The organism is Martelella lutilitoris (assembly GCF_005924265.1).
In the GTDB taxonomy this organism is placed as follows: Bacteria; Pseudomonadota; Alphaproteobacteria; order Rhizobiales; family Rhizobiaceae; genus Martelella; species Martelella lutilitoris.
Genome location: NZ_VCLB01000002.1, coordinates 303,698 through 329,349 on the forward strand (window position 1 = coordinate 303,698; position 25,652 = coordinate 329,349).

Consider the following 25,652-nt stretch of genomic DNA (forward strand, 5'->3'; position numbering starts at 1 on the left):
ACAACAAACAAGAGGCCGCCTCCCGGGGCGGCCTTTTCGCGCTACTGCGTGCCCGGCAGGCCGAGCTGGCCGCGGACGAGGGCGAGGCCTTCCATGCCCTTGCGGTTGCCCATTTCGGTCAGCGCCTCGAAGACTTTCTGCGCGTCGAAATAACGACCGAGATTGTAGTAGGCGTAGCCCCTGATGACCATAAGGCCGGTCTCCTCGGGGGCAAGCTGGCTGCGCTGGTTGAGGATAAGCAGCGCGTCCTGATAGTGCCCGCCCTGATAAGCGGCGATCGCGCGTTTCGTCAAAATCTGGAGCTGCAGGTTGAGTTGGCGCTCCTGACTGATCGGCTCCTCGGCGGCGGCGACGGCAGCCTTGCTGGTCAGGCCCATGCGCAGATAGGCGAGCGACTGGCCGTAGGCGGCTTCTTCGCGGTTCTTCGCCGAGCTTGAGCCAAGCGCCGTCTCGAAGGCGCGCGCGGCTTCCATCGGCCGTTCCATGTCCATCAGACACCAGCCCTGCCTGAGGGCGGCGTCGGGCGAAAGCCCTACGGCGGACCGGCCGCTCCAGCAGCTTCCCCCGGACGAGGATGATGATGTGGTCGTGCGCCGCGTGGTCGTGGTCGCAGGCGATGTCGTGCGGGTCGTTGTTGTTGCGGGCGTGGTCGTCGCAACAGGTGTGCCTGCCGGCAATTGCGTGCCCGCCGGCAGCGTCGAGATCGTGACATTGTCGCCGGTGGCGTTTGCCTGATTGAGGTAGTAGGTGATCTCGAACTGCCTCAGATAGTCTCGGTTGATATAGGCCTGCTCGTCAAAGCGGTAGATAACTGTGTTTTCCGATGGCTGGCCTGTGGTGTAGAAGGCGGCCTGGACCTGGGCTGCGGACACGTTGTAGCGGGTCTGTTCCGGCTCGAGCGCGGAATTGAGGACCGTGACGGTCTGGACGCCGGTGATCGGATCGGTCTGGATCATGGAGCGCGGAATGGTCAGCCGCTCGATCGCACGCATGCGCGAGGCCACGGTCGAATCGGCCGCGATCGGGGGTGTGCCCGCGGCGGCATTGCCGTAATAGTATTCGTAATATTCCGGCACATAGTTGACCGGCGCAGTGCCTGCGGCATCACCCGTAAGCGGCTGTGTGCCCGGCGCGTAGAGCGGCGCCGTCAGCGAAACGCCGGTTCCGGTCTGGCCGGGCGCAGCGGTTGCAGGCGCGCCGCCGTCAAGCGGGGTCTGCTGGCCGGTGGAGAGGTCGATCTCGGCGATCGGTACGGCGACGGTGCGCGTGGTGCCGTCGGTCTGCTCAAGCGCGGTCAACTCGAACACGGTCGCCATTACGTTTTCGATTGTGGTGACCGGCGCGTTCGGGTCGTTAAGCCAGGCGATACGCTCGGAATAGGGCGCCCAGATCCGCTGCATCAGATAGACGCCGGGCCGATAGTTCAGCGTGTTGAGCATCAAGGTCACGCCATAGGCCGCCGGCTCGTAATCGGGCTGCCATGACAGGGCTGCCTCGAACCACTGCAGGGCCGCCAGCGGATCGCCGTAGTCGTTCGAATACCAGCCGAACTGCTGGGCGGCGGTCATGCTCTTGGCCTCGGTCACGACGTCCGCCATGCGCGAGAGCACTTCCTGGCTGTAGTCCTTGCGAGGAATGCGGCCGAGCATGTTGGTGACGGCGTTCAGATAGGTATCGAGTGCCTCGGCGGAATCATTGCGCCAGGGATACATCACCGATTCCGCTTCCTCGGCATTGTCCTGTTCGATCAGGATCAGGGCGAGGCCTTGCGAGATTTCCGCGGAATCGCCTTCGCTGCGCGCCTTGCGGAACCATTCCTCTGCGGCGGATTCGCTGCCGCGCACAAGGAAATACCAGGCCAGAAGCTCCGAATCCTTGGCATCCTGGCTGTCATTGGCAAGTTTTTCCATATGGGCGAGGTCATCGGGCGAAACCACGATCGTCTTGTCCTCGCCGGCCTGGGCGAAGCGGTCGCGCAGCAATGCGTCGCGGATTTCCTGGAATTCGCCCTTGCCGTCATCGTCCTGGCGCTCGTAGCCCAAAAGGGTCTTCATGTCGTCATAGGGCATGAAGGCCATGGCCTTTTGCATCGTGGCCAACCGCTCGTCCGGATTGTCGCAGTTTTTCAGGATGTAGGTATAGGCGTCCATGGCGCGCGAAAGCTTGTCGGTTTGCGCAAAGGCCTCGCCGACCTGCCAGAGGACGTTGATCTCCGCGCAGGTCAGAAGGCTCGGCGCCTGCGAGGCGTAATCGATGACGTCTTCCCAGTTCCCGTCCTCGGCTGCGGCGAGCAGCTTGGTCCGGGTCTCGGCAATGTGCAGGCGATTGAGGAGGTCTGCCGGCGGCGTCCAGTCCGGTTCCTCGGTCTTGCGGTCCTGGATCAGCTGGCGAACCTCGGAATAGTCGCCTTTGGCGTAGGCGGCCCACATGGCGTTCAGCTGCTCGTCCTCACCGTCCTCGACGGCCAGCGGGTTGGCCGGCGGCGTCCAGTTCGGGTAGAGCGAGCGCAGGCGGGAGATCTCGGCCTGCAGGCGCTGCAGGTCGCCCTGCTGGGCAAAATAGCGAAGCGCGCTTTCGTCAACCGCCGGCGTTGCCGGTTCCTGGGGCGGCGCGGTTTGGGTCTGGCCGCGGGTGATCTCGGTGACGGTATCGCTCTGCGGGGCCTGCGCGCTGCTGGAAAGGTTCCTGAGGTTATCGGAGGGTTCCTGGGCCTGTGCTTCTGTCACCGGGGCAAAGCGGGGCTCGGGCGCAGGGGCTGCAGCGGGCGTGTCGTTTTCGAGGATCTGGTCATAGGCCTGCTGGAACCCGTCCGTGGACTGGGCCTTGGCCCTGGTCAGAGGCAGTTCCCGGCCGGGACCGCTCATGCCGATTGCACCGATCAGGGCGATCGCGCCGGCGGTCAGTGCAATATAAGTCAGTTTCATAACATCCTTACTCCGGCCAAGCACACGGTCGCCAAGACCCGCAACCACGCCCGTTCATCATTACCCGCTGTTCTCGACCCCTTCCGGTACGACCGCTTTTGCCGGTCGCGCTCGAAAAACGCCTGCGGCATGAACGTCCGGCATAAAGCGTTCCCGCCAGAGAGCACAGCTTTGGACACTACAAATCCATATTGTCGTTAAGAAATATTAAAAATCGAGCCGCTTCACCGCATTCGGCCGGCAAAATGTGGTTTTTCATGCGTCAGCGCTCACTCAAGCTCAATCGGTTTGTTAGGCGTTTGTTTACCTAAATCTGAAAAACATTGTTGGGAAATCCTGCGTGACCGGGCTCAAGGACCGCCTGTCTTACGCCGAAGCCGAGGTGTGCCGTATCATGATGAACGCAATAGCCTATCAGATCAGGACCGGATGCCGTACGGCGCTGGCCCTCATTGGAGTAGGCTTGCTTGCGGGCTGCGCCGGCAATCTCATGCCCTACACCGCCAATGTGCGCAATCTCATGCCCGAGGAAGCGGTCGTCATGCCGCCGCCCGGCGGGCCGGCAATCATTTCCGTTCTGGAAACGCAGTATTCGAACGCCATCGACCAGCGCATCCTGTTGCGCACCGACGCGCGCACGCCCGGCCAGAACTACATCAACGCGGTCTTCTTCGGTACACGCAACTATTCTCCGATGAACGGCCGGACGCTCGACTATCGCTCGGTGACCGATCTGCGCGTCGATGAGGAGATGCGCGAGGAACTGCCCGGCGTGCAGATGGTGCAATCGCCCTATTACGTGCAGAACAATTACGGACCGTTCGGCTATGCCTTCGGATACGGTCGCGGCGACGACCTCTGCATTTACGGCTGGCAGCAGATCAGGCCCGGACGCGACACACGCGCCGCTTTCGGACAGGCCGGAACGATCCAGATCCGGCTTCGCTTCTGCGAAAGCGGCGCCAGCGAGGACGATCTGCTCGGCATCATGTATGGTTATACCGTCAATGCGGCCGTCGAAGCTTATGGATGGAACCCCTACGGCGAGCAGGCCTCCCCGCCGCCGCTGCTGGGCGAGACCGGCGCTCCGATCTATCCGCGTCGGGCCTATGACGACCGCTCCGAGCGCGTTGCCGACACCGAAAAGGTTCTACCCGGCTCGACCGCCCGTTCAACGACGACCAGAACCCGGACGACAACCACTGCGACCCGCGCGACCACTCCGGTCGCGACCGGGGACGAGATCAGCGTCGATGTCGTGCGTCTTCCCCCCGGAAGCCTGCCGTCCGGCGGCTATGTCAACGTACCGCCGGCGCCGGGACTTTCGCCCTCGTCCGTCACCGCGCGGCCAGGCGCCTTGCCGGCAACGGGCTCATCCCTGCCGACGCCCGGCCGCCAGACGCCCGCAGCTTCCGCAACGCCGGCCACGACAACGCCAGCGGCCGGGGCCGCTTCCACCGCGGCGCCCGCCTCTGCGCGATCCATTCCCGTGCCGGCGCGCCCGGCCGCATCCGCCACGTCCTCCGCGCCGGCTGCCGCCACGACGCGGGTTCCGACGACGACGACACGCTCCGTTCCATCGCCGCCGTGCCGCCTCCTGCCGGGCTCGACGACGGTGAGTTGTGAATAGGATGCGAGCCAAAGCCTGCCGTACGGGCGATCAAATTTCCGTGCGGGTTGGAGGGCGACAGCGTTCCGTGCATAGTGGCGCTTGAGAATAAAAACGGGTGCCTTCAGGGGATAACTTGCGCAGACAGCTTTCATTGAGGTACGGAGCCTTCTGGCTGGACCACATACAGTCATTTTCCGGGAAAATGGCGCGAAGGAAAACAATTCTTAGGTTTCTTTCCCTTAGGGTGGAAAGAAGTCCATGCCAGCCTTTAGGAAGGGTGTCGCCTGATGCGTAGGGCCGCAATCGTCATTGCCTGGATGATCACGTCGATCTTCGTCTTGGGTCTCGTCACCCTGCCGATCGACCTGCGCACCCAGATTGTCGTCAGCGTTGTCGCCGTTGCCGTCATGATGGTGCTGAAGCAGATGCATGCGGAAGGCAACTGGCGGCTGATCGCGCTCGCCTTCGGCACCTCGATTGTGTTGCGCTATGTTTTCTGGCGCACGACGAGCACCCTGCCGCCGATCACCGAGCTGCAAAATTTCATTCCGGGCGTCCTGCTTTACTGCGCGGAGATGTTCTCGGTCTGCATGCTGGCGCTCAGCCTGTTCGTGGTCTCCTTTCCGCTGCCGGTGCGTCCGCGCTGGGGCAAGCTTGAGGGCGACCTTCCCTATGTCGATGTCTACGTGCCTTCCTACAACGAGGACGCGACGCTGCTCTCCAACACGCTGGCAGCCGCCAAGGCGATGGATTATCCGCCGGAGAAGCTGAAGGTCTACCTGCTCGATGATGGCGGTTCGGAACAGAAGCGAAATTCGAAGAACCTGGTGGAGGCAAGCCTCGCCCAGACGCGCCACCGCGAGCTCCGGCAGATCTGCGCCGAACTCGGCGTCGGCTACATCACCCGGCCGCGCAACGAGCACGCCAAGGCCGGCAACATGAACCACGCGCTGCAATATACCACGGGCGACCTGATCGTGGTCTTCGACGCCGACCACGCGCCGACGAATGATTTCCTGCACGAGACGGTCGGATATTTCATGGAAGATCCCAAGCTCTTCCTCGTCCAGACCCCGCACTTCTTCATCAACCCCGATCCGCTGGAACGCAATCTGAGGACCTACGAGATCATGCCGAGCGAGAACGAGATGTTCTACGGCATCATCCAGCGCGGCCTCGACAAGTGGAACGCATCGTTCTTCTGCGGTTCCGCGGCCGTGCTGAGGCGCGAGGCGCTCAATTCCGTGAACGGCTTTTCCGGCGTCTCGATCACCGAGGACTGCGAAACCGCCGTGGAACTGCACTCCAACGGCTGGAACAGCGTCTATGTCGACCGGCCGCTGATTGCCGGCCTGCAGCCCGCAACCTTCTCGAGCTTCATTGGCCAGCGCAGCCGCTGGGCCCAGGGCATGATGCAGATCCTGCGCTTCAAGTTCCCGATCCTTCTGCGCGGGCTCACCCTGCCGCAGCGCCTCTGCTACATGTCCTCCAACCTTTTCTGGCTGTTTCCCTTCGCGCGCGCATCCTTCATGATCGCGCCCTTGTGCTATCTCTTCTTCGGCCTGCAGATCTTCGACGCGTCCGGCGGCGAGTTCCTCGCCTATACGCTCTCCTATCTGATCGTGAACATGCTGATCCAGAACTACCTGTTCGGCCAGTTCCGTTGGCCATGGATTTCAGAGCTCTACGAATATATCCAGACGATCCACCTGATGCCCGCCGTGGTCTCGGCGATCATCAATCCGAAGAAGCCGTCCTTCAAGGTGACCGCCAAGGACGAGTCGATCGAGCAGAGCCGGCTGTCCGAAATCAGCCGGCCGTTCTTCATCATCTTTTTCGTCTTCGTCGCCGCCATGGTGATGATGGCCTACAGGCTTTATGCGGAGCCCTATCTCGCCGGCGTCACCTGGGTTGTGGGCGGCTGGAACTTCCTCAATCTGTTCCTGACGGCCGCGGCCCTTGGCGTCGTTTCGGAGGTCGGTGAGCGGCAGAAGGCGCGCCGGGTGAAGATGTCGCGGCGCTGCGAACTGGTGATCGGCGACAGCGTCTATCGCGGCACCATCGAGGATGTCTCGACGGACGGCGCGGGCCTGCAGGTGCAGGTGCGCGATCTTGACAGGCTGCGTCCCGGCACACACGCTCTTCTGCGTGTCGAGCCGCACAAGGGTGGAGATCCGGGCGAGGTGCCGGTGATGATCCGCCATGCGCGTTCGCTGGGCGAGCTTGCCATGGTCGGCTGTCGCTACGCGCCGGTCTGCAGCCTGCACCATTCCGTGGTGTCGGACCTGATGTTCGCCAATTCGGAGCGCTGGCAGCAGCTTTTGCAGTCGCGCAAGAATGACCCGGGCACGCTTGGCGGCACGTTCTGGTTTATCAAGATGTCGATCCGGCAGATGGGGCGCGGCCTCAGCTACTTCATCGGCAAATACCAGCCCAATACCGGCGGTGTCGTGGTCAGGGGTAAGGGCAAGAGCTGATGAGACGGATCCTGCTTTTCGTTGTTTTCCTGCTATTGGGCCCGGTGGTTGCCGCGGCCCAGACGGCGCCCGGCGCGGCGGTGCCCTTCGACATGGGCTCCGACGGCTCCGGTCCGCCGCCGCAGGCGGTTGATCCCGCAACACCGCAGCCGACAACCGCGACGCCTGCAACGCCGCAGACCACAGAGCGGCTGCCCTTCTTCCGCTATGTCATCCCCGCCGACGAGATGCGCATCGAGGGGGAAAATGTCGAGCGGTCCTGGTCGATGTATCTGACCGAGGAACAGGCGCGATCCGCGGCCAAGTTCAACATCGGCTATCAGAACTCGATCTTCGTCGCACCGGAATATTCGAGGCTGACGATTTCCTTCAACAATGTTGAGGTGGCCACGCCGCCGCTGTCGTCGTCCGAGCGCAAGTCCGATATGCGTTTCGATGTGCCTGACGGCGTGCTCAAGCCCGGCTACAACATCGTATCGTTCAAGGTCAAGCAGCGCCACCGCACCGACTGCGACCTTGAATCCACCTACGACCTCTGGACCGATATCGATCCGGAGCGCACCTTCCTGATGTTCGACAACCCGGACGCCGGGTTGATGTCGACCACGGACGATATCCGTGCCGTCGGCGTTGATGCGCTGGGCCGCACGCAGTTTCATATCGTCGCGCCGGGGCTGTCCGACACGATCGCTGCCGATCCGCTGCTGGAACTGGCGCAGGGTTTGGCGCTTCTCGCCGACATGCCGAACACCTACTTCACCTATTCGAAGACCGAGCCGGTGAAGTTCGCCTCCGGCGTTCTGCCGGTCTATGTCGGAACGCCGGCCGAATTGCGGCCGCTGCTCGGCGATGCGCTTCCCGATATCGGCACCACCCAGTCGGCGCGCTTCGTCTCCACCAACGCGCTCGGCCAGAGCGTGCTCGTGCTGGTGGCGCCGTCATGGCAGCGCATCGGCCCGCTGATCGACGGGATCACCGCGCCCGCCGCCCGCTCCGCCGCGCAGAAGGACGAGGCCTATTCCACCCATTCCTGGCGCAAGCAGGACACCCAGCTTTTGACGGGGCATCGTACGCTGACCTTCGAACAGCTCGGCATTCCGACTCAGGAGTTTTCCGGCCGCGTCTTCCGCGCCGAATTCGCCATCGGCCTGCCGGCCGATTTCTATGCCGACGCCTATGGCGAGGCGCGGCTTCTGCTCGACGCCGCCTACGGCCCGATCGTGCTGCCCGGCAGCCGTCTGCACGTTTTCGTCAATGACCAGCTCGCCGCGACATGGCCGATCAGCACGGTCAACGGCGCCGTCCTGCGGCGCACGCCGGTCCGGTTCACCATGCGCCACATGCGACCGGGCGTGAACAAGATCGTTCTCGAGGCAGCGCTTCTCACCAAGGAAGACGCCGCCTGCCTGCCGGGCCAGACGGCTGACGACACGCCGCGCTTTGCCGTGTTCGATACAAGCGAGTTCGAAATGCCGAATTTCGGCCGGGTGGCGCAGGTGCCCAATCTCTGGGGCACGAGCGGCACCGGTTTCCCCTACTCGCGCCACGAGGACCGCATTCCTCTCTACATGGACAGCCTGAATAGCGACACGATGAGCGCTGCGTCGGATTTCGTCGCCAAGCTCACCAATGCCGCCCGTCACCAGATCCCGGTCGACGTGGTGCACTCCATCGATGACGTGGGCGACGGCGACGCGATTTTTCTCGGCGCGATCGGCACGTTGCCGGCACAGGCGCTGCGCGAGACCAAGGTTTCCCAGACAAGCCGAAGCGTCTGGACCCAGCAGGTCGGCGGCGAGGCCAATTACAACGAAGCGCCGGAGACGACGATCGAGGAATGGGACGAGGCGGTGACAGCCGGCTGGTACAACTGGATCTTCGAGGTGGAAAAATACCTGAAGCGCAATTACGACCTCTCCTTCGAGACGCTGCGCTTCCTTCCTCGGCCGGATACCGACTATCTGCCGCCGAACTCGATCTCGATGATCGTCGCCCAGGAGCCGAGCCCCAATGATGACGGGGCATGGACGATGATCGCCGCGCCGACGCACGAAAACCTTGAAAACGGCATGATGGCGCTGACCAAGCGTCAGCACTGGGATGCTGTACAAGGTCGGATCACCACCTATAACCGCAATACCGGCGTGATCGACAATATCGGCATCGGGGCAACGGTGTTCATCTTCGATACGCCGTTTTCGATCAACAATGTCCGGCTGGTGCTGACAAACTGGTTCTCGACCAACACCATGTCCTTCTCGCTCGCTTTGGTGATCGGCACCGTTCTGCTCGGCATCGCGACGAAGCAGATGATGACCCGCTTCGGCCGCTACGACGAATAGCGCTTCAAGCCCGATCCGCAGCGATCTCCAGCGTCTGGAAGCCGATGGCGGCGGCGCCGGCAAGGCCCGGTTCCTCGCCGCTTGTCGCCGGCACGACCAGCCGGTGCCGCGGCTTTGCCAGCGTGAGCGGCCGCACAACGTCATCGATCGCCGCCACAAGCGCATGATCGCGGGCAAGGCCGCCGCCGGCCGGCACGATGGTGGCTCCGGTCAGGTTGATGGCCATGGCAAGCGGCCCGGCAAGAAGCTGAAGGCAGGTCTCCACCGTCTGCGCGGCGCGCGCCTCGCCCGCATGCCAGCCCGAAAGAATGGCGGGCGCCCCCCTTGTCTCGCCATGAAGGAATGCGTGGAGGCGTTGAAGGCCGGGGCCGCCGGCAACGGTGTCGACGCAGCCCGACAGGCCACAGCCGCAGGCAAAATGCGGGATCGTCCTTTCGCCGACGACAAGCGGTACGACGGGCCCGTGGCCCCATTCGCCGGCAAAACCGCCGGCCCGGTTGATCAGGCGCTTGCCCGAAACGAGACCGCCGCCGACGCCGGTCCCGAAGATCACCCCGAAGACGATGTCATGATCCCGCCCGGCGCCGAACACGGCCTCGGAAACGGCAAAGCAGTCGGCGTCATTGGCTATGATCACCGGAAGCCCCGTCCTTTCCTCTAGGTCAGCCTTGAGGTCAGTGCCGTGGATTGCCGGAATATTGGCGACGACCAGTCTGCCCGTCTCCGGATTGACGATGCCTGCAAGAGAAATGGCAAGCGCCGCCGGGCGCTCGGGCAAGTCATCGATGATGGAGGAAATGAGGGCGAGGAAGGCGCCGTGATCGCCGGCGGGAGTGTCGAAACGCGCGACCTTGCCCGGCTGCGCGCCTTCCGTTGCGGTTGCCGTGCGGATCGTCGTGCCGCCAATATCAAAACATAGGATCGTGTCAGCCATCGCATGCTCCTCTCAGGGAAAGGGCATAGCGCATCGGCCCGAAAACCGGAATCGATTTTCGGAAAGCACGATGCGCTAGTAATGAAGCGGGCGTTCCGTCTTCACCGGCAGGAAGACCTCGACCAGCATGCCTTCGCTTGGAACGGCGTGAACCAGAAAGCGCGCGCCGAGACCTTCCGCCAACTGGCGGGCCTTCAGCAGGTGCTGGTTTTCCGCCTCCTTGCCGTCGCCGCGCGCGCCTGCGCTGCGTCGCCTGTTTGGTGCGATGCCGTTGTCGCGGAAGCGCAGCACGGTTTCACCGCTCGCCGACACCGCCGTGGAGACGACCACCTGGCCGCCTGCCGGCGTGAACTGCACGGCTCCTTGCAGGAGCTGGAAAGCCATCTCCTTCAACGCGTCTGTGTCGCAGGGCGTCTTGGCAAGCGTCGGTGAAAGGGCCGCGCGAATGATGATCCGCCTTGCATTGGCGCGCGGCTGCACCAGGCTCACGGCCTCGGCCACCGCCTCGTTGATCTGGGCGGTCTCGTGCGCGCTCGATTCCTTCAGCGGCGCGGGTTTGCGGGCCTCGTGTGCCGGCGGCGTTTCCGGCTCGGCCGGAGGCGGCGTGGTCTCTTCCGGTTCCGGCTCGCCGAGCAGCCGGCCGACGATGGTGCGCGCCTGGCGGCTCTTGGCGGCGATCTCGCGGGCAAGCGCATGGTAACGGTTGTCGCCGAGCGTGCCGAAAGGCTGGTGGTCCATGGTCTCCGACAGGGAGATGATGGCGTCGAGCGGCTGGCGCAGTTCGTAGCGCAGCGCCGAGCGTACGGTGTCGCGTTCCTCTTCCGCCTCGCGCGCCTCGCGCCGGGCCGCCCTCAGATCCTCTTCCCGCCGCTTCAGCGAGGTGACGTCGCGCAGGATGGCGCAGACGCCGCCCGACTGCGGCAGCCGCCCGAGCGTGATGAACAGCGGAATGAGCCCGCCGCCCGCTTCGCGCCCGATCACCTCGAGCCCCTCGGGCATCACATCGCCGCCGCGTCCTTCAAGAAGGCGATTGACCTGGGTTTCCAGGTCGCCATGGCTTTCCTCGGCGAACAGAATGCCGGCATCCTCGCCAATCACGTCCTGGCTTTCGACGCCGAAGAGCGCCGAGGCGGAACCGGAAATCGAGCGGATATGGCGCTTCTCGTCGAGGATCAGTATGCCGTCGGTTGACGTGTCGAGGATGGCGTGCAGCTCCGCGACATCGCCGTCGCTGGGAAGCTTCGACGGGGCGTCCTGCCAGGTGTTTTGCTCAAGCGTGACCGGCGCGTCGAGACCGTCGCCGTCGGCATGTTCGGGCCGAAGCGTCAGCGCAAGGGCGCGCGCTCCCTGCCAGGAAATGGCCTGCAGGTGGAAGGAGACCGGCAGGCGTCCGCCATCGGCGGTGCGCAGGAACAGCCGGTCGTCATCGCCGCGTTCGACAAAGGCATCGGGGCCTCCGGCATCGATCACCGCATCGAGCGATCCGTAGCCGGAGAGCGACAGGAAGGCGGGGTTGGCGTGCAGCACACGCTCGCCGGTCTGGACGACAATGGCATCCCGGCTGGCGTCGATCCTTGCCCCATCCGTCGCCGTGCTGCTATCCGGCTGCGGCGGCTGGGTCTTCCGCTTGATGACCGGCGATGGTTTGTGTTCGGCGACGACGGGCTCGATCGCCGTTTCCGGCGTCACGGTCCCTGCATCCGCGGAACGAAGCTGGCTGGCGATCTCGTCGAGCGCGTGACGCTCATCCTCCGTCAGTTTCGGCGCGGCCTTCGCTTGGCTTGCCGTCGGGCGGGCGGCGGGTGCTGCATCGGGATTGGCGCTTTCTTCGCCAAGCCGCACCAGACCAAAGCCGCGGAAACCATCGAACCGGCGCTCGCGCGTATAGGTCGGCAGCGCCGCCAGATCGACGGGGACGATCATATCCGTGTCGGAGACCGGCCATTCGACCGTGCGACCGGACCATGTGTCGGCGCTCTGGAGCAGCCGGGAGATGGCATCCGCGCCCTTGACGCCGAGCCGCGATTCGATTTCCGCAAAACGGAGACCGATGATCTCGGCCATCTGAGGGCCGACGGCCTCGGCAAGTTCACCGGAGACGTCGGTGATCCGGCCCGCGCCATCGGTGCGCCAGACGAAGCGCAGAGGACGACGGATGTCCGCCTCGGCCCGTTCGGTTTCCAGCGCTTGCGCGGGGTGGACCTCGGGTTGCGCCGGCTGCTTGCGCACGACCGGGCTTTGCCTGGGGGAGGTCTGTTCGGCCTGTTCTTGTCGGGCAACGAGCGCGCCGAGGCTCTCGTCGATGGCGGCAATCGCCTCGCGGGGCGAACGGCCGCTTTCGGGGGCCATCGGTGCTTCTTCCTCCACCGCATCGACAATCGCGTTAACCTCGTCGGCAAGCTCTTCGGAAACGAAAAGCAGGAAACGCGGTGGGTTCTTGGAAAGGCGGCCGAGCGCCAGCGGCCAGATGCCGGTCTCGGTGGCGGCAAGCCGCTCGGTATGGCTCTCCGGCCCCACCGTCAGGCTTTCGATGATCGGGCGAAGATCTTCCGGCTGAAGGCCTGTGCGGCTGAAACCGGAAGAGGCGGAAATGCATGCGCCTTCTTCATCGATAACGGCCAGGTGCGCCTCGCTTTCGCCAAAGCCGGAAACGAGATCGGTCGCCTTGTCGCTGTGGGAAGCGGCTTCGCATTCCATCAGCAGGTAACGGCGGCCATCAAGGACGAAAAGGCTCGCCGTCGCCGGTTTCGACACTCTGCGGAAGCGCTGCGTGACAGGGATTGCAAAATCCCGGCTGTCGCCGGGCGCAGAAAGAGGGTCGGCCGCTGCCATGAACTGGCGCAGGAGAATGGCGGCGTCGGCGCTGGTCCCGATCGCTTCGCTGATCTGTGCATGGCCGAGCAGTCCCGCCCCGGCCGCGTTGGCAAAGGCTACGGACCTCGTCTCGGGGTCAACGGCGAGCATTGCCCTGCCCTTGAGAAAACGCCCGCGCAGGGCGGGATGGGTGGCAAAAGCGAGGTAATGTGGAACTGCCGTGCTCATGGCTTATCGGTCCGCTCGGGTTCTTGTCGAAGCGATGCGTGCCTGACCGGCGTTTCGCGCATCCTTCGCTTAACGCTTTCTTAATAATAATAATGGCGATTGTGGTCCAGATCAGGTCCGGTCTTTTCATGACGCACGGTTAACGCCGCGACGGGCCACAGGATTTTCGCCGATCAGGCATCAAGGGGCTTGCAAATTCCTGTCAGGCCTTTTATGTGAGCCGCGATGCAAGATGCATCGTCCTTGTGCGGTTGTAGCTCAGTTGGTTAGAGCGCAGGTTTGTGGCACCTGAGGTCGGTGGTTCGACCCCACCCAACCGTACCATTCTTATTTCTCATCCATGGCAGGATCACGCCTGAGGATACTCGACCGCCTCCTTCTTCAACGCGGGCGGAACGGTTTCCGCATTCATGGTCATGATGCTGGCGGCGAGGCCGATCCTCCTGAATTCTGTCGGGCTGACGCGGAAATAGCGTCGGAACACCTTCGCGAAATAGTTCGGATCGGCAAAACCCGTCATGCCGGCAACCTCCTTGACGCTGTGATCGCCACCTGCCAGCAGGCGCGTCGATTGCTTCAAGCGTCTGAGCAATACATATTCGGCCGGCGGCATGCCTTCCGATTGCGCGAACAGCCGGGAGAAATGCGAGCGACTGAAGCCTGAGACTTCCGCCAGCCTGTCGACCGGAAGCGGCTTTTCCAGATTGGCATCGATAAATTGCGCGACCCGCTGCATCGCCCGGCTTTCCACCGGCGGCATGGCGTGGGCTCCGAAGACATCGTCATAAAGCAGCATGGTGACGTCATAGGCAACTGCGGACGCTCTTGCCGGCGTGTCGGTTTCCGGTGACAGCAGCCGGCCCAGACAGTCCGCCAGCCGATCGACCGTCTTGTCCTTCAGCTTCAGCACGGGTCCGGAGGTTGCCAGGATCGCGCGCTGGATGCGCATGGCCTCCTCGCCGTTGAGCGAGATCCAGAAAAATTCCCAGTAGCCGTCGTCTTCCACCCAGTAGCTGTGATTGTGCGGGATCAGGGTGAGCATCGTCTCTCCGGGCCTGATCCGGAAAGTCTGGTTCTCAAAGCGCAGATTTCCGGCGCCGGCAATGGTGTACTGGATCACCGAGAACGGGCTCTGGCCGCGCCGCCGCCCGTCCCACCGATAGTCGGAACGGGTGCGGATCTCGTATCCGGCGCTGACCGGCATGGCGTGCAGGTCCTGGTGGCCGCGCGGAAGCGAAATCAGCCGCCCGACGGGCGCTTTATTCCGCAGTTCCTGCAGCACAGAATTACCCATGAAAGCACAATCCCTCTCTTTGATCTCGCGCCGACTGTCGCATAATGCGGGCCGCGAGTCTGAAACACAAGTGTTACAGGCCGAGCCTGACCGTCAGGAAGCGTCTTTCGGCGCGCCCTGCCGGACAGCTCAATGACAATTTTTTGCGTTGGATTTTACCCTCTATGGCAAGACAGCCCAAGATTACCTTCATCGGCGCCGGTTCCACGGTTTTCATGAAAAACATCATCGGCGATGCCCTGCAGCGTCCCGCGCTGAAAAACGCGTCCATTGCCCTGATGGACATCAACCGGGAGCGCCTGGCCGAAAGCGAGATCGTCGCCCGAAAGCTCGCAAGGACGCTCGGCTCAAAGGCTGAGATCACCACCCACACTGACCAGCGCGCGGCTCTCGATGGTGCGGATTTCGTCGTCGTTGCCTTTCAGATCGGCGGCTACGAGCCCTGCACCATTACAGATTTCGAAGTGCCGAAGAAATATGGCCTGCGCCAGACCATTGCCGATACGCTCGGTATCGGCGGCATCATGCGGGGGCTTCGCACCGTGCCGCATCTCTGGTCGATCTGCGAGGACATGATGCAGGTCTGCCCCGAGGCCATCATGCTTCAGTACGTGAACCCGATGGCGATCAACACCTGGGCGATTGCCGAGAAATTTCCGAAGATCAGGCAGGTTGGGCTTTGCCATTCGGTGCAGGGCACGGCGGGAGAACTGGCGCGCGACCTCGACATCCCCGTCGAGGATATCCGTTACCGTTCGGCCGGGATCAACCACATGGCCTTTTTCCTGAAGTTCGAGCACCGGCAGAAGGACGGCAGCTACCGCGACCTCTATCCCGATCTGGTGCGCGGCTACCGCGACGGCCGCTTCCCCAAACCGTCTGCCTGGAACCCGCGCTGCCCCAACAAGGTGCGCTATGAGATGCTCACAAGGCTCGGCTATTTCGTCACCGAGAGCTCGGAACATTTTGCCGAATATACGCCCTATTTCATCAAGGAGGGCCGCGAGGATCTGATCGAGAAGTTCGGCATTCCGCTGGACGAGTATCCGGTGCGCTGCGTCGAGCAGATTGCCATGTGGAAGGATCAGGCGGAGGAATACAGGAAGGCCGACGAGATCAAGGTCGAGCAGAGCAAGGAATATGCCTCGTCCATCATGAATTCCGTATGGACCGGCGAGCCTTCCGTGATCTACGGCAATGTTCGCAACAACGGGTGCATCACTTCGCTTCCGGCGAATTGCGCGGCGGAAGTGCCCTGCCTTGTCGATGCCTCGGGCATTCAGCCGACCTATATCGGCGACCTTCCGCCGCAGCTGACCGCGCTGATCCGCACCAATGTCAATGTTCAGGAACTGACCGTCGCGGCCCTTGTCAACGAGAACCGCGAACATCTCTACCACGCCGCGATGATGGATCCGCACACGGCAGCCGAGCTCGATCTCGATCAGATATGGTCGCTCGTCGACGATCTGCTGATCGCCCATGACGACTGGATCCCCGAATGGGCGCGGACCGCGCGGTAGGCGCGTCCGGCCTGAGCGGGCAGCGGCAGGGGGCTCGCACCCGGCGTCGTCACCGTCTGCACCCGATCCGAAGGTCTTATCCGAGATAGACCGTGCCCGCCGGATAACCGATCCGGCTCGGCTTGCGGGTAGCGAGGAGGAAACCCAGCGTCATCGGGCCGACGCGGCCGATGAACATGACCGCCATGATCACGGCTCTTCCCGCATTGTCGAAATCGCCTGTAATGCCGCGCGACATGCCGACCGTGCCGAATGCCGAAACCGTTTCGAAGGCGATCGCGAGAAAATCACCCTCGTGAAACAGGAGCAGCACGAAGGTCGCGCAGAGAACGAGCAGGACGCTGATCGTCGTCAGGGCAAGGACCTTCATCACCTGTTCCAGCCCGAGCTCGCGGTTGAAGACATGGATATTGGCGCGGCTGCGGAAGAAGGCGACGGTGGCCAGCAAAAGGACGATGAAGGTCGTCACCTTGATACCGCCGCCGGTCGACGTACTGCCCGCGCCGACGAACATCAGGGTCATGAACATGAGCGCGGTGCCGTCGGAGAGATTGCCGATCTCCACGGTGTTGAAGCCGGCCGTGCGCGTCGTGGCGGCCTGGAACCAGCTCGCCCAGAGGCGATCGGGCCAGGAAAGCGCCCCGAGCGTTCCGGGGTTGGTCCATTCCATCAGGGCGAATGAGACGGTCGACCACAAAAGCAGCGCCGCCGTGCCGGCCAGCATCAGCTTGGTGTGCAGCGAGAAACGACGCCAGTTGCGCGTGCGCCAGATGTCGGAGGCGACGGTGAAGCCGAGCCCGCCCATGATGAAGAGCGCTGGAACGGTGAGGTTTATGACAGGGTTCCCGACCCAGCGGCTCAGGCTGTCGGGGAACAGGGCGAAGCCGGCATTGTTGAAGGCGGAGACCGCGTGAAAGACGGCTTGCCAGAGGCCCTCGCGCCAGCCCGCCTCAGGCACGAAAACCAGGGCGAGAAGCCCCGCGCCGATGAGTTCGCACAAAAGCACGACCTTGAGGATGATGCGCGTCAGCGCCAGAAGATCGGTCGCGGAGGTCTGGTTGAGGTCTTCTCTCAGGTAGAGACGATGGGTAAAGCCGACCGGCAGGCCGAACATGGACAGGATCAGGACGGCAAAGGTCATGAGGCCGAGCCCGCCGACCTGGATCAGCAGCATGATCACCGCCTGTCCGAAGACGGTGTATTGACTGCCGGTATCGGCGACGACCAGCCCTGTAACGGTCACCGCCGAAGTTGCCGTGAAGGCGGCATCGGACCAGGTGATCGGGCTGGTTGAGGCCAGCGGCAGCTTCAGCGCGAACGTGCCGAAGACGATGAAGCCGGCATAGATGAGGATCAGGAGGAACGGCGGGGCCAGACGAGGCTTTTGGCGTTTCGCGTAAATGCGGGCCATGTGTCAGTTCCCGTCACGCAGGTCGTCTCCGAAATGGCGCAGGTCTGCGCGCTTGCCGAGGAGCAACAGCTTGTCTTCCTCCTTGAGCATCAGGTCGCCGTCCTCGCAAGACAGGAACTCATTGCCGCGCATCGCGCCCAGGGCCCTGACATTGTACTTCTCGAAAATGGCGGCCCGTCCGACCATCTTGCCGTCGAGTTCGGCCGGCACCTTAAAATCGACCACATGATAGCCGTTGCCGAGGCTGACATAGTCGCGCACGAGCGGGTTGTGCAGCATCTGGGCGATGTGCTGGCCGATTTCCTGCTCGGGCAAAATCACGCGATCGGCGCCGAGCTTTGTCAGGATGCGGTGGTGCGTCCGGTTGAGGGCCTTGACCCAGATCGTCTCGACGCCGAGCATCTTGACGTTCATGGTGCACAGTACATTGGCTTCCAGATCTTCCCCGATCGCGACGACGGCGACGTCGTAGTCGCCGACGCCCGCCTCCTTGAGCGCGGCTTCGTCCTTTCCGTCCGCGATGACGGCCTCCGTCAGCGTTTCCGACAGCCGCGTGACATATTGTCCGTCGATATCGATGCCGAGCACCGGATTGCCGAACCGGGCCAGTTCGCTGGCAACCGTGCTGCCAAATGTTCCAAGGCCGATGACGGCGAAGCTGCGGGTTTTCATGGTTCCGGCCTTTCGGCTGTTGCAGGTGACGGCAGAAAGCGTCATCTACACGAAGAACGCAAGTTTTTACATCCCGTTGCTTCTGTTCTGTCCCATGCGGGCATGCCAACCCGATCGCGGGGCGGCCATCGGCATCATGCGGCGCCGGAACCGGCTGTCTTGACCGGTTCCGGCTTGCTTTCAGGCGGATACCGCGCCTTCGAGACCGGTGGAGCCGTAGAGCCAGGAAACGATGTCATACCAGTCATTTGGTGACTTGGAGCGCATGACAGCGTTGCGAAGCGCGGCATGCGCGCCGCCGGGATGGTAGACGTGCTGGCCGATTTCGCGCGACTGCAACTGCACGCGCGCGGTGCGCAAAGCGCGCAGTTGCTGGTAGCGGGCAAGGGCCTCGTCAAGCGGGCCGCTTTCCTCGCCGAGCACATGGGAAATCGCCACGGCATCTTCCATGGCCATGCACGCGCCCTGGGCAAAATATTGCATCATCGGATGGGCGGCATCGCCCAGCAGGACGACGCGGCCGTCGATCCAGTTTTCAACCGGGTCGCGGTCGCACAGCACCCAGCGCTTCCAATCCTGACCGCGCTCGATGATCTGGCGGGCGACCGGCGCCACATGTTCGAAGCCCTTGCGAACCTCTTCGTGGGAGACCGGCACGCCGGCTTCCGGCGAGGGCGCGTGATTGTGATAGGTCACGACGAGATTGAAGAGCTTCCAACCCCTGAGCGGATAGTGGACGATATGACATTTCGGCCCGGCCCAGAGGGTCGCGGCGTTCCAGCGCAGGTCTTCCGGCATGTCTTCCGTCGGGATGACCGAGCGATAGGTGGTGTGGCCGGAAACGCGCGGCGCGCCGTCGCCGACAACCTTCTTGCGGACATTGGACCACAACCCGTCTGCGCCGATCAGAAGAGACCCTTTCAGCCGTTCGCCGTCCTTCAGGATCGCGGTCACGCCGCTTCCGTCCTGGTCGTAGTCGACCACTTCGGCATTGGTGCGCAGGCTGACGAGCGGATGCTCCTCGCAAGCTTTCAGGAACACGCCGTGAAGGTCGCCGCGATGGATCACGGCATAGGGGTTCTTGAAGCGGGCGCGGAAGGCATCGTCCAGCGGAATGCGGGTGATTTCCTCGCCGTCGATCGCGTCCATCAGGCGCAGATTGTCGATATAGACGGCAATCGCCCGCGCAGCGTCTCCGACGCCCAGATAGTCGAAGGCATGAAAGGCGTTGGGCCCGAGCTGAATGCCGGCGCCGATCTCGCCGAGCTTCGGCGCGCGCTCCAGAACGAGCGACTTCAGCCCCTTGTTCGCCAGACCGATGGCGGCGGCAAGACCGCCGATGCCGCCGCCTGCAATCAGGATGGGACCGGCTTCATTTGCGACATTTGACATGACAAATCTCCTCTGTTTGCCCGCAAGTCAGACCTGGGGCATTGAACTCGGTTTCAGTTATCGGCTGCCGGCACCGGCGCCCCTTGCGGGGTCGTTTCCGCGAACCGGCGTTCTTCACGCGTTCGGCGCGCCCTCATCGGGGCGCCGGTGAACCCGTCCGTCAGAACGGGTGCACCATCCAGGGTATGAAGACCACTGCGAGGATGACGGCGAGCGTCGCCGCCACATAGGGCAGAACCAGTTTCGACAGTCGCATGACCGAGACTTTCGACAGTGCCGCCGCGATATAGAGCCCGGTGCCGACCGGAGGCGTGAGCAGGCCGAGAACCAGCGTCATGGCAAGGAGCAGCCCGAACTGGATCGGGTCGATGCCATACTGGCTGATGGCCACCGGCAGAAGGATCGGCGTCAGGATGATCAGTGCCGCAATGCCGTCGAGGAACATCCCGACGATGAACAGGAAGACCACGATCAGCAGGAGAAAGATCGTCGGATCATCCGTCAGCGAGACGATGAAGGCCGCGACATGCTGCGGCACCTGATTGAAGGTAAGGACCCAGCCGAAGATTTTCGCGGCAACGATCAGGAACAGCACGATCGCCGAGTTGGCGACGGTCCGGTCGATAATCGGGACGATGCGCCGGAATGTCTGCCCCTTGAATTCGAGAACGGCGAAGGCGAGCGCGACAACGATCGCCGCGGCGGCCGATTCCGTCGGCGTGAAGACGCCGAAGGAAATACCACCGACGATGACGAGCGGGATCAGCATCGCGGCGAGGCCGGGGATCGTTGCGGCGATCTTCTGCGAGAAGTTCAGGCGCTCGGTGCCGCCCTGCTGCTTGTGGTTGCGCGTCGCCTGCCAGAAGGCCAGCACCAGGATCAGGACGAAGAGCGCAATACCGGGGACGATGCCGCCCATGAACATCTCGGCAATCGAAACCTGGGCTATCACGCCGTAGATGATCAGCAGCATGGAGGGCGGAATAATCGGACCGAGAAGGCCGGCCGAGGCCGTCAGGCTGGCGGCATAGCCACGGTCATAGCCGTCGCGCTCCATTTCCGGAACGACCACACGGCTCATCACCGCCATCTGGGCCGTTGCCGAGCCCATGATCGCCGCAAGCGCCAGGTTGGAGATCAGGTTGACGATGACGAGATTGTGCGGCAGGCGCGCAATCCACACTCGGACGGATGTGATGATGCGCCGCGTCAGGCCGCTTTCATTCATGATCTCGCCGAGCAGGATGAACAGCGGAATGGCCAGAAGGTCGAAATTTTCCACGGATCCGAAGGAGATCTGCGGAATGGCGGCGATCAGCTGGTCGCGGCCCGACAGGAACACGAAGACGAGGGTGGCGCCGATCAGCACGAAGGCGACCGGCATTCCGGTCAGAAGCAGAACGAGAAAGGAAAGTCCGGTCATGCTGCTTTCCCCCTGATTTCGCCCGCGGCGCGCGCCACATGGGCCAGCGAATGGACGAGCGCGCAGGCACAGAAGATCGGGAAGATGGTGAAGAACGGGGCCTTGGCCCAGCCCGTGGTGATCACCTGTTCGAATTCGACCACGGGCGAACGAACCCATGTGATGCCGGCCTTCAGCAGGATGGAGAGCATGACCGTGATCAGCAGCCAGACCATAAGGTCGATGATCCTGCGCCAGGTGACGGAGAAATTGTCGATCAGCAGCGTCACGCCGATCTGGGCACGGGTGTGAATGGAGATCGACGTGGCGATGAAGGCGAGCCAGACCAGCATGATCGCTGCCAGTTCCTCGGCGAAGATGATCGGGCGGCCGACAAGGTATCGCATGCCGACATTGGCAACGATCAGCCCGACAAATCCGACCACGAGAAACCTGCTGGCCCAGCGTTCAAGCTGGACCAGCCCGGCAGATATCTTGCCCAAAGGGTTCACTGCGCCTGCTCCGCGACCTGGGCCTGGAACGCGCCGATCAGCGGATAGGCGGCGAAACTCGCGTCCACGGCTTCATTGGCGGTGGCGAAGGCTTCCTTTCCGTCCATCAGCCGTGTGACGTCCATTTCGCCTTCAAGCGTCGCCAGGTTGCTGGCCTCAGCTTCGATCTGCTGTTGCGAACCCCAGGCGAGGGCCTCGTCAACGACCGCCTGAAAGGCGTCCTGCTCCTCGTCCGTCAGGGTGGCCCAGGTCATGTCCGAGACCACCATCACGGCCGGAAAGGGCATGTGGCTGGTGAGCGTCAGGTTGTTGGCAACCTCCTGGAACTTCAATCCGACCAGCGCATCGAGATCGATATCAACGCCGTCGAGAAGGCCGGTCTGCAGCGCCTGGTAGACCTCGGTGAGGTTGACCGGCGTGGGAACCGCGCCCACGGCCTGCCACCAGACCTTCATGGCGGGGAAGGGGACGATCCGGATTTTCTTGTTCTGAAGTGCTGCGATATCTGTGGCCGGCTCGTCGCGCATCAGGATATGGCGCATGCCGGCGAATGTGTAGCCCATGCCGTGAAGGCCGGCGCGATTGAGCTCGTCGAGCATCTGTCCGGCAGCAGGCGTGTCGGCAGCGTCGATCGCGGCGGACACATCAGGGAAAAGGTAGGGCGTGAACCAACCCTGGAGCGAAGGTGCGCGCAACGAGGTAATCGCTGCCGTCATCAGCCCGGCGTCAAGCAGCCCGGCCGACATCTGCTGGAACATTTCCTGTTCCGTGCCGAGCTGGCCGGCGGGAAAGATTGCCAGCGTCAGCTCGCCTTCGGTTGCCTCGGGCAGCTTTTCGGCCATGCGCTCGGCAACCTTGGTCCAGACATGGCTCGGCGGGGTGATGAGACCCATGCGCAGTTCGCGCGCCTCGGCGGCGAAGGGCAGGGCGAGGATGGTTGCGGATGCAAGCAGGGCCTTCAGGCCGAATTTCTGAAACGACATGTTTTCTCCTCCTGGTGTAATAGGCAGTGTCTGACCGCCCTCCTCGGTGCGGCCCGATCGATGGTGGTTACTCCGCGTCGGGTTGATTGCGCGGATGGGCGTTGGCGAAGGCGGGAAGCGCGTTGGCTGTCTCGGCGATCGCGACAAGCCGCGGCATGGCGGAAAGGTCGACGCCGAACCGATGTGCGGAGAAAACCTGCGGGATGAGGCAGATATCTGCCAGCCCCGGCGTTTCTCCAAAGCAAAATGCGGATGCCGGCTCCTTTTCCAGAAGCGCCTCGCAGGCGGCGAGACCGTCGGAAATCCAGCGGCCGCACCAGCGGTCGAGCGCTGCCTGGTCGGCCCCGAATGCGGTCTTCAGATAGTCGAGAACGCGCAGGTTCTGCAGCGGGTGAATATCGCAGGCGATCGCCTGGGCGAAGGCGCGGACCTTCGCCCTTGTGTCCTTGTCATCCGGCAGCAAACGCGCCTTTTCGGGAAAGGTCTCGTCCAGCCATTCGATGATGGCGAGTGACTGGGTCAGGGTGAGATCGCCGTCCTCGAGCGCCGGGACCAGCGCCTGCGGGTTCTTCGCGCGATAGTCAGGCTGCTTCTGCTGCCCGCCATCTTTTCGCAGATGCACCGAAACGAAGTCGTAGTCGACGTCCTTCAGATTGAAGGCGATGCGACAGCGATAGGCCGAGGACGAGCGGAAATAGCCGTAAAAGCGGATCATTCCGCCGCTCCGATCGAAAGCTTCACAGGCTGAAGCCCCTCAATGCCGCCGGTGATGACATCGCCTGAAACGACGGGGCCGACGCCTGCCGGCGTGCCGGTCATGATCACGTCGCCGGGGGCGAGATGATAGAATTTCGACAGGTCGCTGACGATTTCGTCGACCTTCCAGATCAGGTCAGACAGATGCGCGTCCTGTTTGACCTCGCCGTTGACTTCAAGGTGGATGCGCTGCGGGCCGAGCGCGCCGAAGGCCTTCGCCTTGGTGATGCCGGCGATGACGGCCGACTGCTCGACGTCCTTGCCGAGATCCCAGGGGCGCTGTTTGGCGCGGGCGGCGAGCTGGAGGTCGCGCCGGGTCATGTCGAGGCCGCAGGCATAGCCGTAGATCGCTGCCTGTGCTGCCGTCCTGTCCGCGCGAAAGACCGGGCTGCCGATGACGATGACGAGTTCCATCTCATAGTGAAAATTCTCCGTGCCGGGCGGATAGGCGATCGTCGTGTCGCTTGGCTGGGCCATCAACGCCGACTTGGTGAAGTAGAACGGGGCCTCGCGGTCCACTTCGACGCCCATCTCGGCTGCATGGGCCGCGTAGTTCCGACCGACGCAGAAAATCCGATGGACCGGATATCCGGCGGATTCGCCTTCAACCGGAATGGTTGGCCATGCGGGGGAGGGGAAAAGAGCCTCTTTGGTCATCGGTAAAGTCCTTTCATCATGTCGGTATGCCGTTTGAAACGGCAAATTCACTGCATTTCGCGGCGGCGAGCGCGGCCGGAATGTCGCGTTTGCGCGCGCCGTTGTTGAGATCGAACGCGGCCGCCCAGATGAAGCAGGCCCGCATCCGGGCACTGTCTGAAAAGGGGCGCCATACGCCGTCTTCGCCGGGCGCTTCTGTCCGCCAGCCGTCGCCGGTGAGGTCCCGCCAGACCACGTTCAGGTGGACGGCGGTGTGGTCGAACAAGTGGCGAAGCGCGCGAGCCGGCAATGTGGCGCCGAGCTCGATCTTCACCCTGGTGTCGTCCTCGTTGTCATAGAGCGGCGGAACCGTGTTCCCCGCGGCGATCGCCTCGCCCTGACGCGCGATGCCGCGCGCCTGGTAGGAAACGGCGCAGATCACGTGAGCGGCCGTCTCGCCGGAAGGGCGCAACGCCGCATAAAGCTCCCGATCCGCAAGCCGGTTCAGGAAACGGGCGAAATAGGCCGTGCCGGTGCGCGCGAGATGCAGCATTTCGGCCGGGGCATCGGCTGCGTCATAGCGGGCGCCGGGGCCCTGGCGCGCCACAAGCGCGCGTCGGGCTTCGTCGAGGCTCATCATGCGTCCGCGTCTTCGACCAACGTACGGTTGAAGTTCAGCCGTTCCATGATCGGCGCGTCGGAGAAGCGGAAGAGGTCAAACTGTGTTTCGGCTTCCAGAGACCACGCAACCCATGACGGGATGACGAAGATGTCACCCTTTTCCAGCGTCTTGCGTTCGCCGTTCATCACCACAGCGCCGCGGCCCTCAAACACCTGGAACACGGTCGAGCCGACCTCGCGGCGCGTCGCCGTTTCCACGCCTTCGCGCAGGCGGTGGAACTCCGCCCGGATTGTCGGCATGACGTCGCCGCCCGTGGTTGGATTAATGTAGCGTACGCCCGCATGACCCTGGCCGAAGGTGGCAGGCTGGCCTTCCTCCTCAAGCAACAGCTGTTCGGTGAGCGCCCGGTCGGTATATTCCCAGCGATAGGCGCCGATCGGCGAAGAGACCGTGTTTTCAAGACCTGAAAGCGGGCGCAGGCCCGGATGGCACCACAGCCGTTCGCCGCGCGAATAGTCCGGCGTCGCATAATCCGTGACGCGGTCGGAACCGAATTCGAAGAAGCCGACGTCGTTTTGATAGGAGAAGGGAATGTCGAGGCCGTCGATCCAGGCCATGGGCTGGTCGGTCTCGTTGTGGTGGCCGTGAAAGTTCCAGCCGGGCGTCAGCAGAAAATCGCCGCGGCTCATGCGCACCGGATCGCCGTTGACGACCGTCCAGACGCCTTCGCCCTCGACGACAAAGCGGAAGGCGTTCTGCGAATGACGGTGTTCGGGCGCCGTTTCCTTCGGGCCGAGATACTGGATCGCGCACCACAGCGTCGGCGAGATATAGGCCTCACCGCCAAGACCGGGATTGGCAAGCCCGATGGCGCGGCGCTCGCCGCCGCGACCGACGGGCACCAGTTCGCCGGATTGCTGCGCCAGCGGATAAAGCTCGGACCACTTCCAGACATGCGCCTTGGCCCTGGGCTTGGGATGCTGCGGCATCAGGTCGCCGATCTGGGTCCAGAGCGGATTGAGGTGGTTTGTCTTGAAGGCCTCGTAAAGCGCGCGCAGTTCGGCGCTGTCTTCGGGCATCATCATGTTCATCGAACGCTCCTCCATGCTCAATTTAAT

18 protein-coding genes and 1 tRNA gene are annotated in these 25,652 nt (G+C 63.2%); 5 read left to right on the top strand and 14 right to left on the bottom strand.

The features are described 5' to 3' along the window. Positions 1-41 precede the first annotated feature (41 nt). Positions 42-2,924, bottom strand: a complete 2,883-nt coding sequence (locus FF124_RS04230; protein WP_138747236.1) for a hypothetical protein — start codon at positions 2,922-2,924, stop codon at positions 42-44. 340 nt (positions 2,925-3,264) lie between these two features. Between FF124_RS04230 and bcsN the strand changes: the two genes are divergently transcribed. The 3 genes from bcsN to FF124_RS04245 all read left to right on the top strand — a co-directional run bounded on the left by bcsN (position 3,265) and on the right by FF124_RS04245 (position 9,355). Continuing rightward, a complete protein-coding gene (bcsN, locus tag FF124_RS04235; protein WP_138747237.1) occupies positions 3,265-4,554 on the top strand; it encodes a cellulose biosynthesis protein BcsN in 1,290 nt (429 codons plus the stop codon). A gap of 269 nt (positions 4,555-4,823) precedes the next feature. Next, complete coding sequence (bcsA, locus tag FF124_RS04240) at positions 4,824-7,013, top strand: UDP-forming cellulose synthase catalytic subunit (protein WP_138747238.1); 2,190 nt, start codon at positions 4,824-4,826, stop codon at positions 7,011-7,013. Then, a complete protein-coding gene (locus FF124_RS04245; protein ID WP_138747239.1) occupies positions 7,013-9,355 on the top strand; it encodes a cellulose biosynthesis cyclic di-GMP-binding regulatory protein BcsB in 2,343 nt (780 codons plus the stop codon). Before bcsA ends, FF124_RS04245 begins: the two co-directional genes overlap by 1 nt. A gap of 4 nt (positions 9,356-9,359) precedes the next feature. Here FF124_RS04245 and FF124_RS04250 read toward each other — a convergent pair whose 3' ends face one another. Both FF124_RS04250 and FF124_RS04255 read right to left on the bottom strand, forming a co-directional pair. Beyond that, positions 9,360-10,289 carry an ROK family protein gene (locus FF124_RS04250; protein WP_138747240.1) on the bottom strand — a complete coding sequence of 310 codons (930 nt, stop codon included), beginning with the start codon at positions 10,287-10,289 and terminating at the stop codon, positions 9,360-9,362. A gap of 75 nt (positions 10,290-10,364) precedes the next feature. After that, positions 10,365-13,331, bottom strand: a complete 2,967-nt coding sequence (locus FF124_RS04255; RefSeq protein ID WP_138747241.1) for a PAS domain S-box protein — start codon at positions 13,329-13,331, stop codon at positions 10,365-10,367. A gap of 247 nt (positions 13,332-13,578) precedes the next feature. On the opposite strand from FF124_RS04255, the gene FF124_RS04260 reads away from it, so the two are divergent. Beyond that, positions 13,579-13,655 (top strand) — tRNA-His (locus FF124_RS04260). Positions 13,656-13,680: 25 nt separating this feature from the next. On the opposite strand, the gene FF124_RS04265 is transcribed toward FF124_RS04260, so the two are convergent. Beyond that, positions 13,681-14,625, bottom strand: a complete 945-nt coding sequence (locus tag FF124_RS04265; protein WP_138747242.1) for an AraC family transcriptional regulator — start codon at positions 14,623-14,625, stop codon at positions 13,681-13,683. A gap of 164 nt (positions 14,626-14,789) precedes the next feature. On the opposite strand from FF124_RS04265, the gene melA reads away from it, so the two are divergent. Continuing rightward, positions 14,790-16,148 carry an alpha-glucosidase/alpha-galactosidase gene (gene melA / locus FF124_RS04270; RefSeq protein ID WP_138747243.1) on the top strand — a complete coding sequence of 453 codons (1,359 nt, stop codon included), beginning with the start codon at positions 14,790-14,792 and terminating at the stop codon, positions 16,146-16,148. A gap of 76 nt (positions 16,149-16,224) precedes the next feature. On the opposite strand, the gene FF124_RS04275 is transcribed toward melA, so the two are convergent. From FF124_RS04275 to FF124_RS04320, 10 genes are all read right to left on the bottom strand, one after another. Continuing rightward, positions 16,225-17,559: a TrkH family potassium uptake protein gene (locus tag FF124_RS04275; protein ID WP_138747244.1), complete on the bottom strand. Its 1,335-nt coding sequence runs from the start codon at positions 17,557-17,559 to the stop codon at positions 16,225-16,227. Between the two features lie 3 nt (positions 17,560-17,562). After that, positions 17,563-18,231, bottom strand: a complete 669-nt coding sequence (locus FF124_RS04280; protein WP_138747245.1) for a potassium channel family protein — start codon at positions 18,229-18,231, stop codon at positions 17,563-17,565. Between the two features lie 180 nt (positions 18,232-18,411). Continuing rightward, on the bottom strand, positions 18,412-19,623 hold the full coding sequence (locus FF124_RS04285) for a 3-hydroxybenzoate 6-monooxygenase (RefSeq protein WP_138747246.1): 1,212 nt from the start codon (positions 19,621-19,623) through the stop codon (positions 18,412-18,414). 160 nt (positions 19,624-19,783) lie between these two features. After that, positions 19,784-21,046 (bottom strand): TRAP transporter large permease, encoded by a 1,263-nt coding sequence (locus tag FF124_RS04290; protein ID WP_138747247.1) that lies wholly within the window; start codon positions 21,044-21,046, stop codon positions 19,784-19,786. After that, positions 21,043-21,537, bottom strand: coding sequence for a TRAP transporter small permease (locus FF124_RS04295; RefSeq protein ID WP_138747248.1), 495 nt, complete (start codon positions 21,535-21,537; stop codon positions 21,043-21,045). The genes FF124_RS04290 and FF124_RS04295 overlap by 4 nt, the downstream gene beginning before the upstream one ends. After that, a complete protein-coding gene (locus FF124_RS04300) occupies positions 21,534-22,520 on the bottom strand; it encodes a TRAP transporter substrate-binding protein (RefSeq protein WP_138747249.1) in 987 nt (328 codons plus the stop codon). Before FF124_RS04300 ends, FF124_RS04295 begins: the two co-directional genes overlap by 4 nt. Before the next feature lie 67 nt (positions 22,521-22,587). Further along, positions 22,588-23,232 carry a maleylacetoacetate isomerase gene (gene maiA, locus FF124_RS04305; protein WP_138747407.1) on the bottom strand — a complete coding sequence of 215 codons (645 nt, stop codon included), beginning with the start codon at positions 23,230-23,232 and terminating at the stop codon, positions 22,588-22,590. Beyond that, entirely contained in the window at positions 23,232-23,933 is a 702-nt protein-coding gene (locus FF124_RS04310) for a fumarylacetoacetate hydrolase family protein (RefSeq protein WP_138747250.1), read from the bottom strand. The genes maiA and FF124_RS04310 overlap by 1 nt, the downstream gene beginning before the upstream one ends. A 16-nt stretch (positions 23,934-23,949) precedes the next feature. Beyond that, the gene (locus FF124_RS04315) at positions 23,950-24,549 is read right to left on the bottom strand and encodes a maleylpyruvate isomerase N-terminal domain-containing protein (protein ID WP_210237432.1); all 600 of its coding nucleotides are present in this window, start codon (positions 24,547-24,549) and stop codon (positions 23,950-23,952) included. Beyond that, positions 24,549-25,625 (bottom strand): cupin domain-containing protein, encoded by a 1,077-nt coding sequence (locus FF124_RS04320; protein WP_246072168.1) that lies wholly within the window; start codon positions 25,623-25,625, stop codon positions 24,549-24,551. Before FF124_RS04320 ends, FF124_RS04315 begins: the two co-directional genes overlap by 1 nt. Positions 25,626-25,652 lie beyond the last annotated feature (27 nt).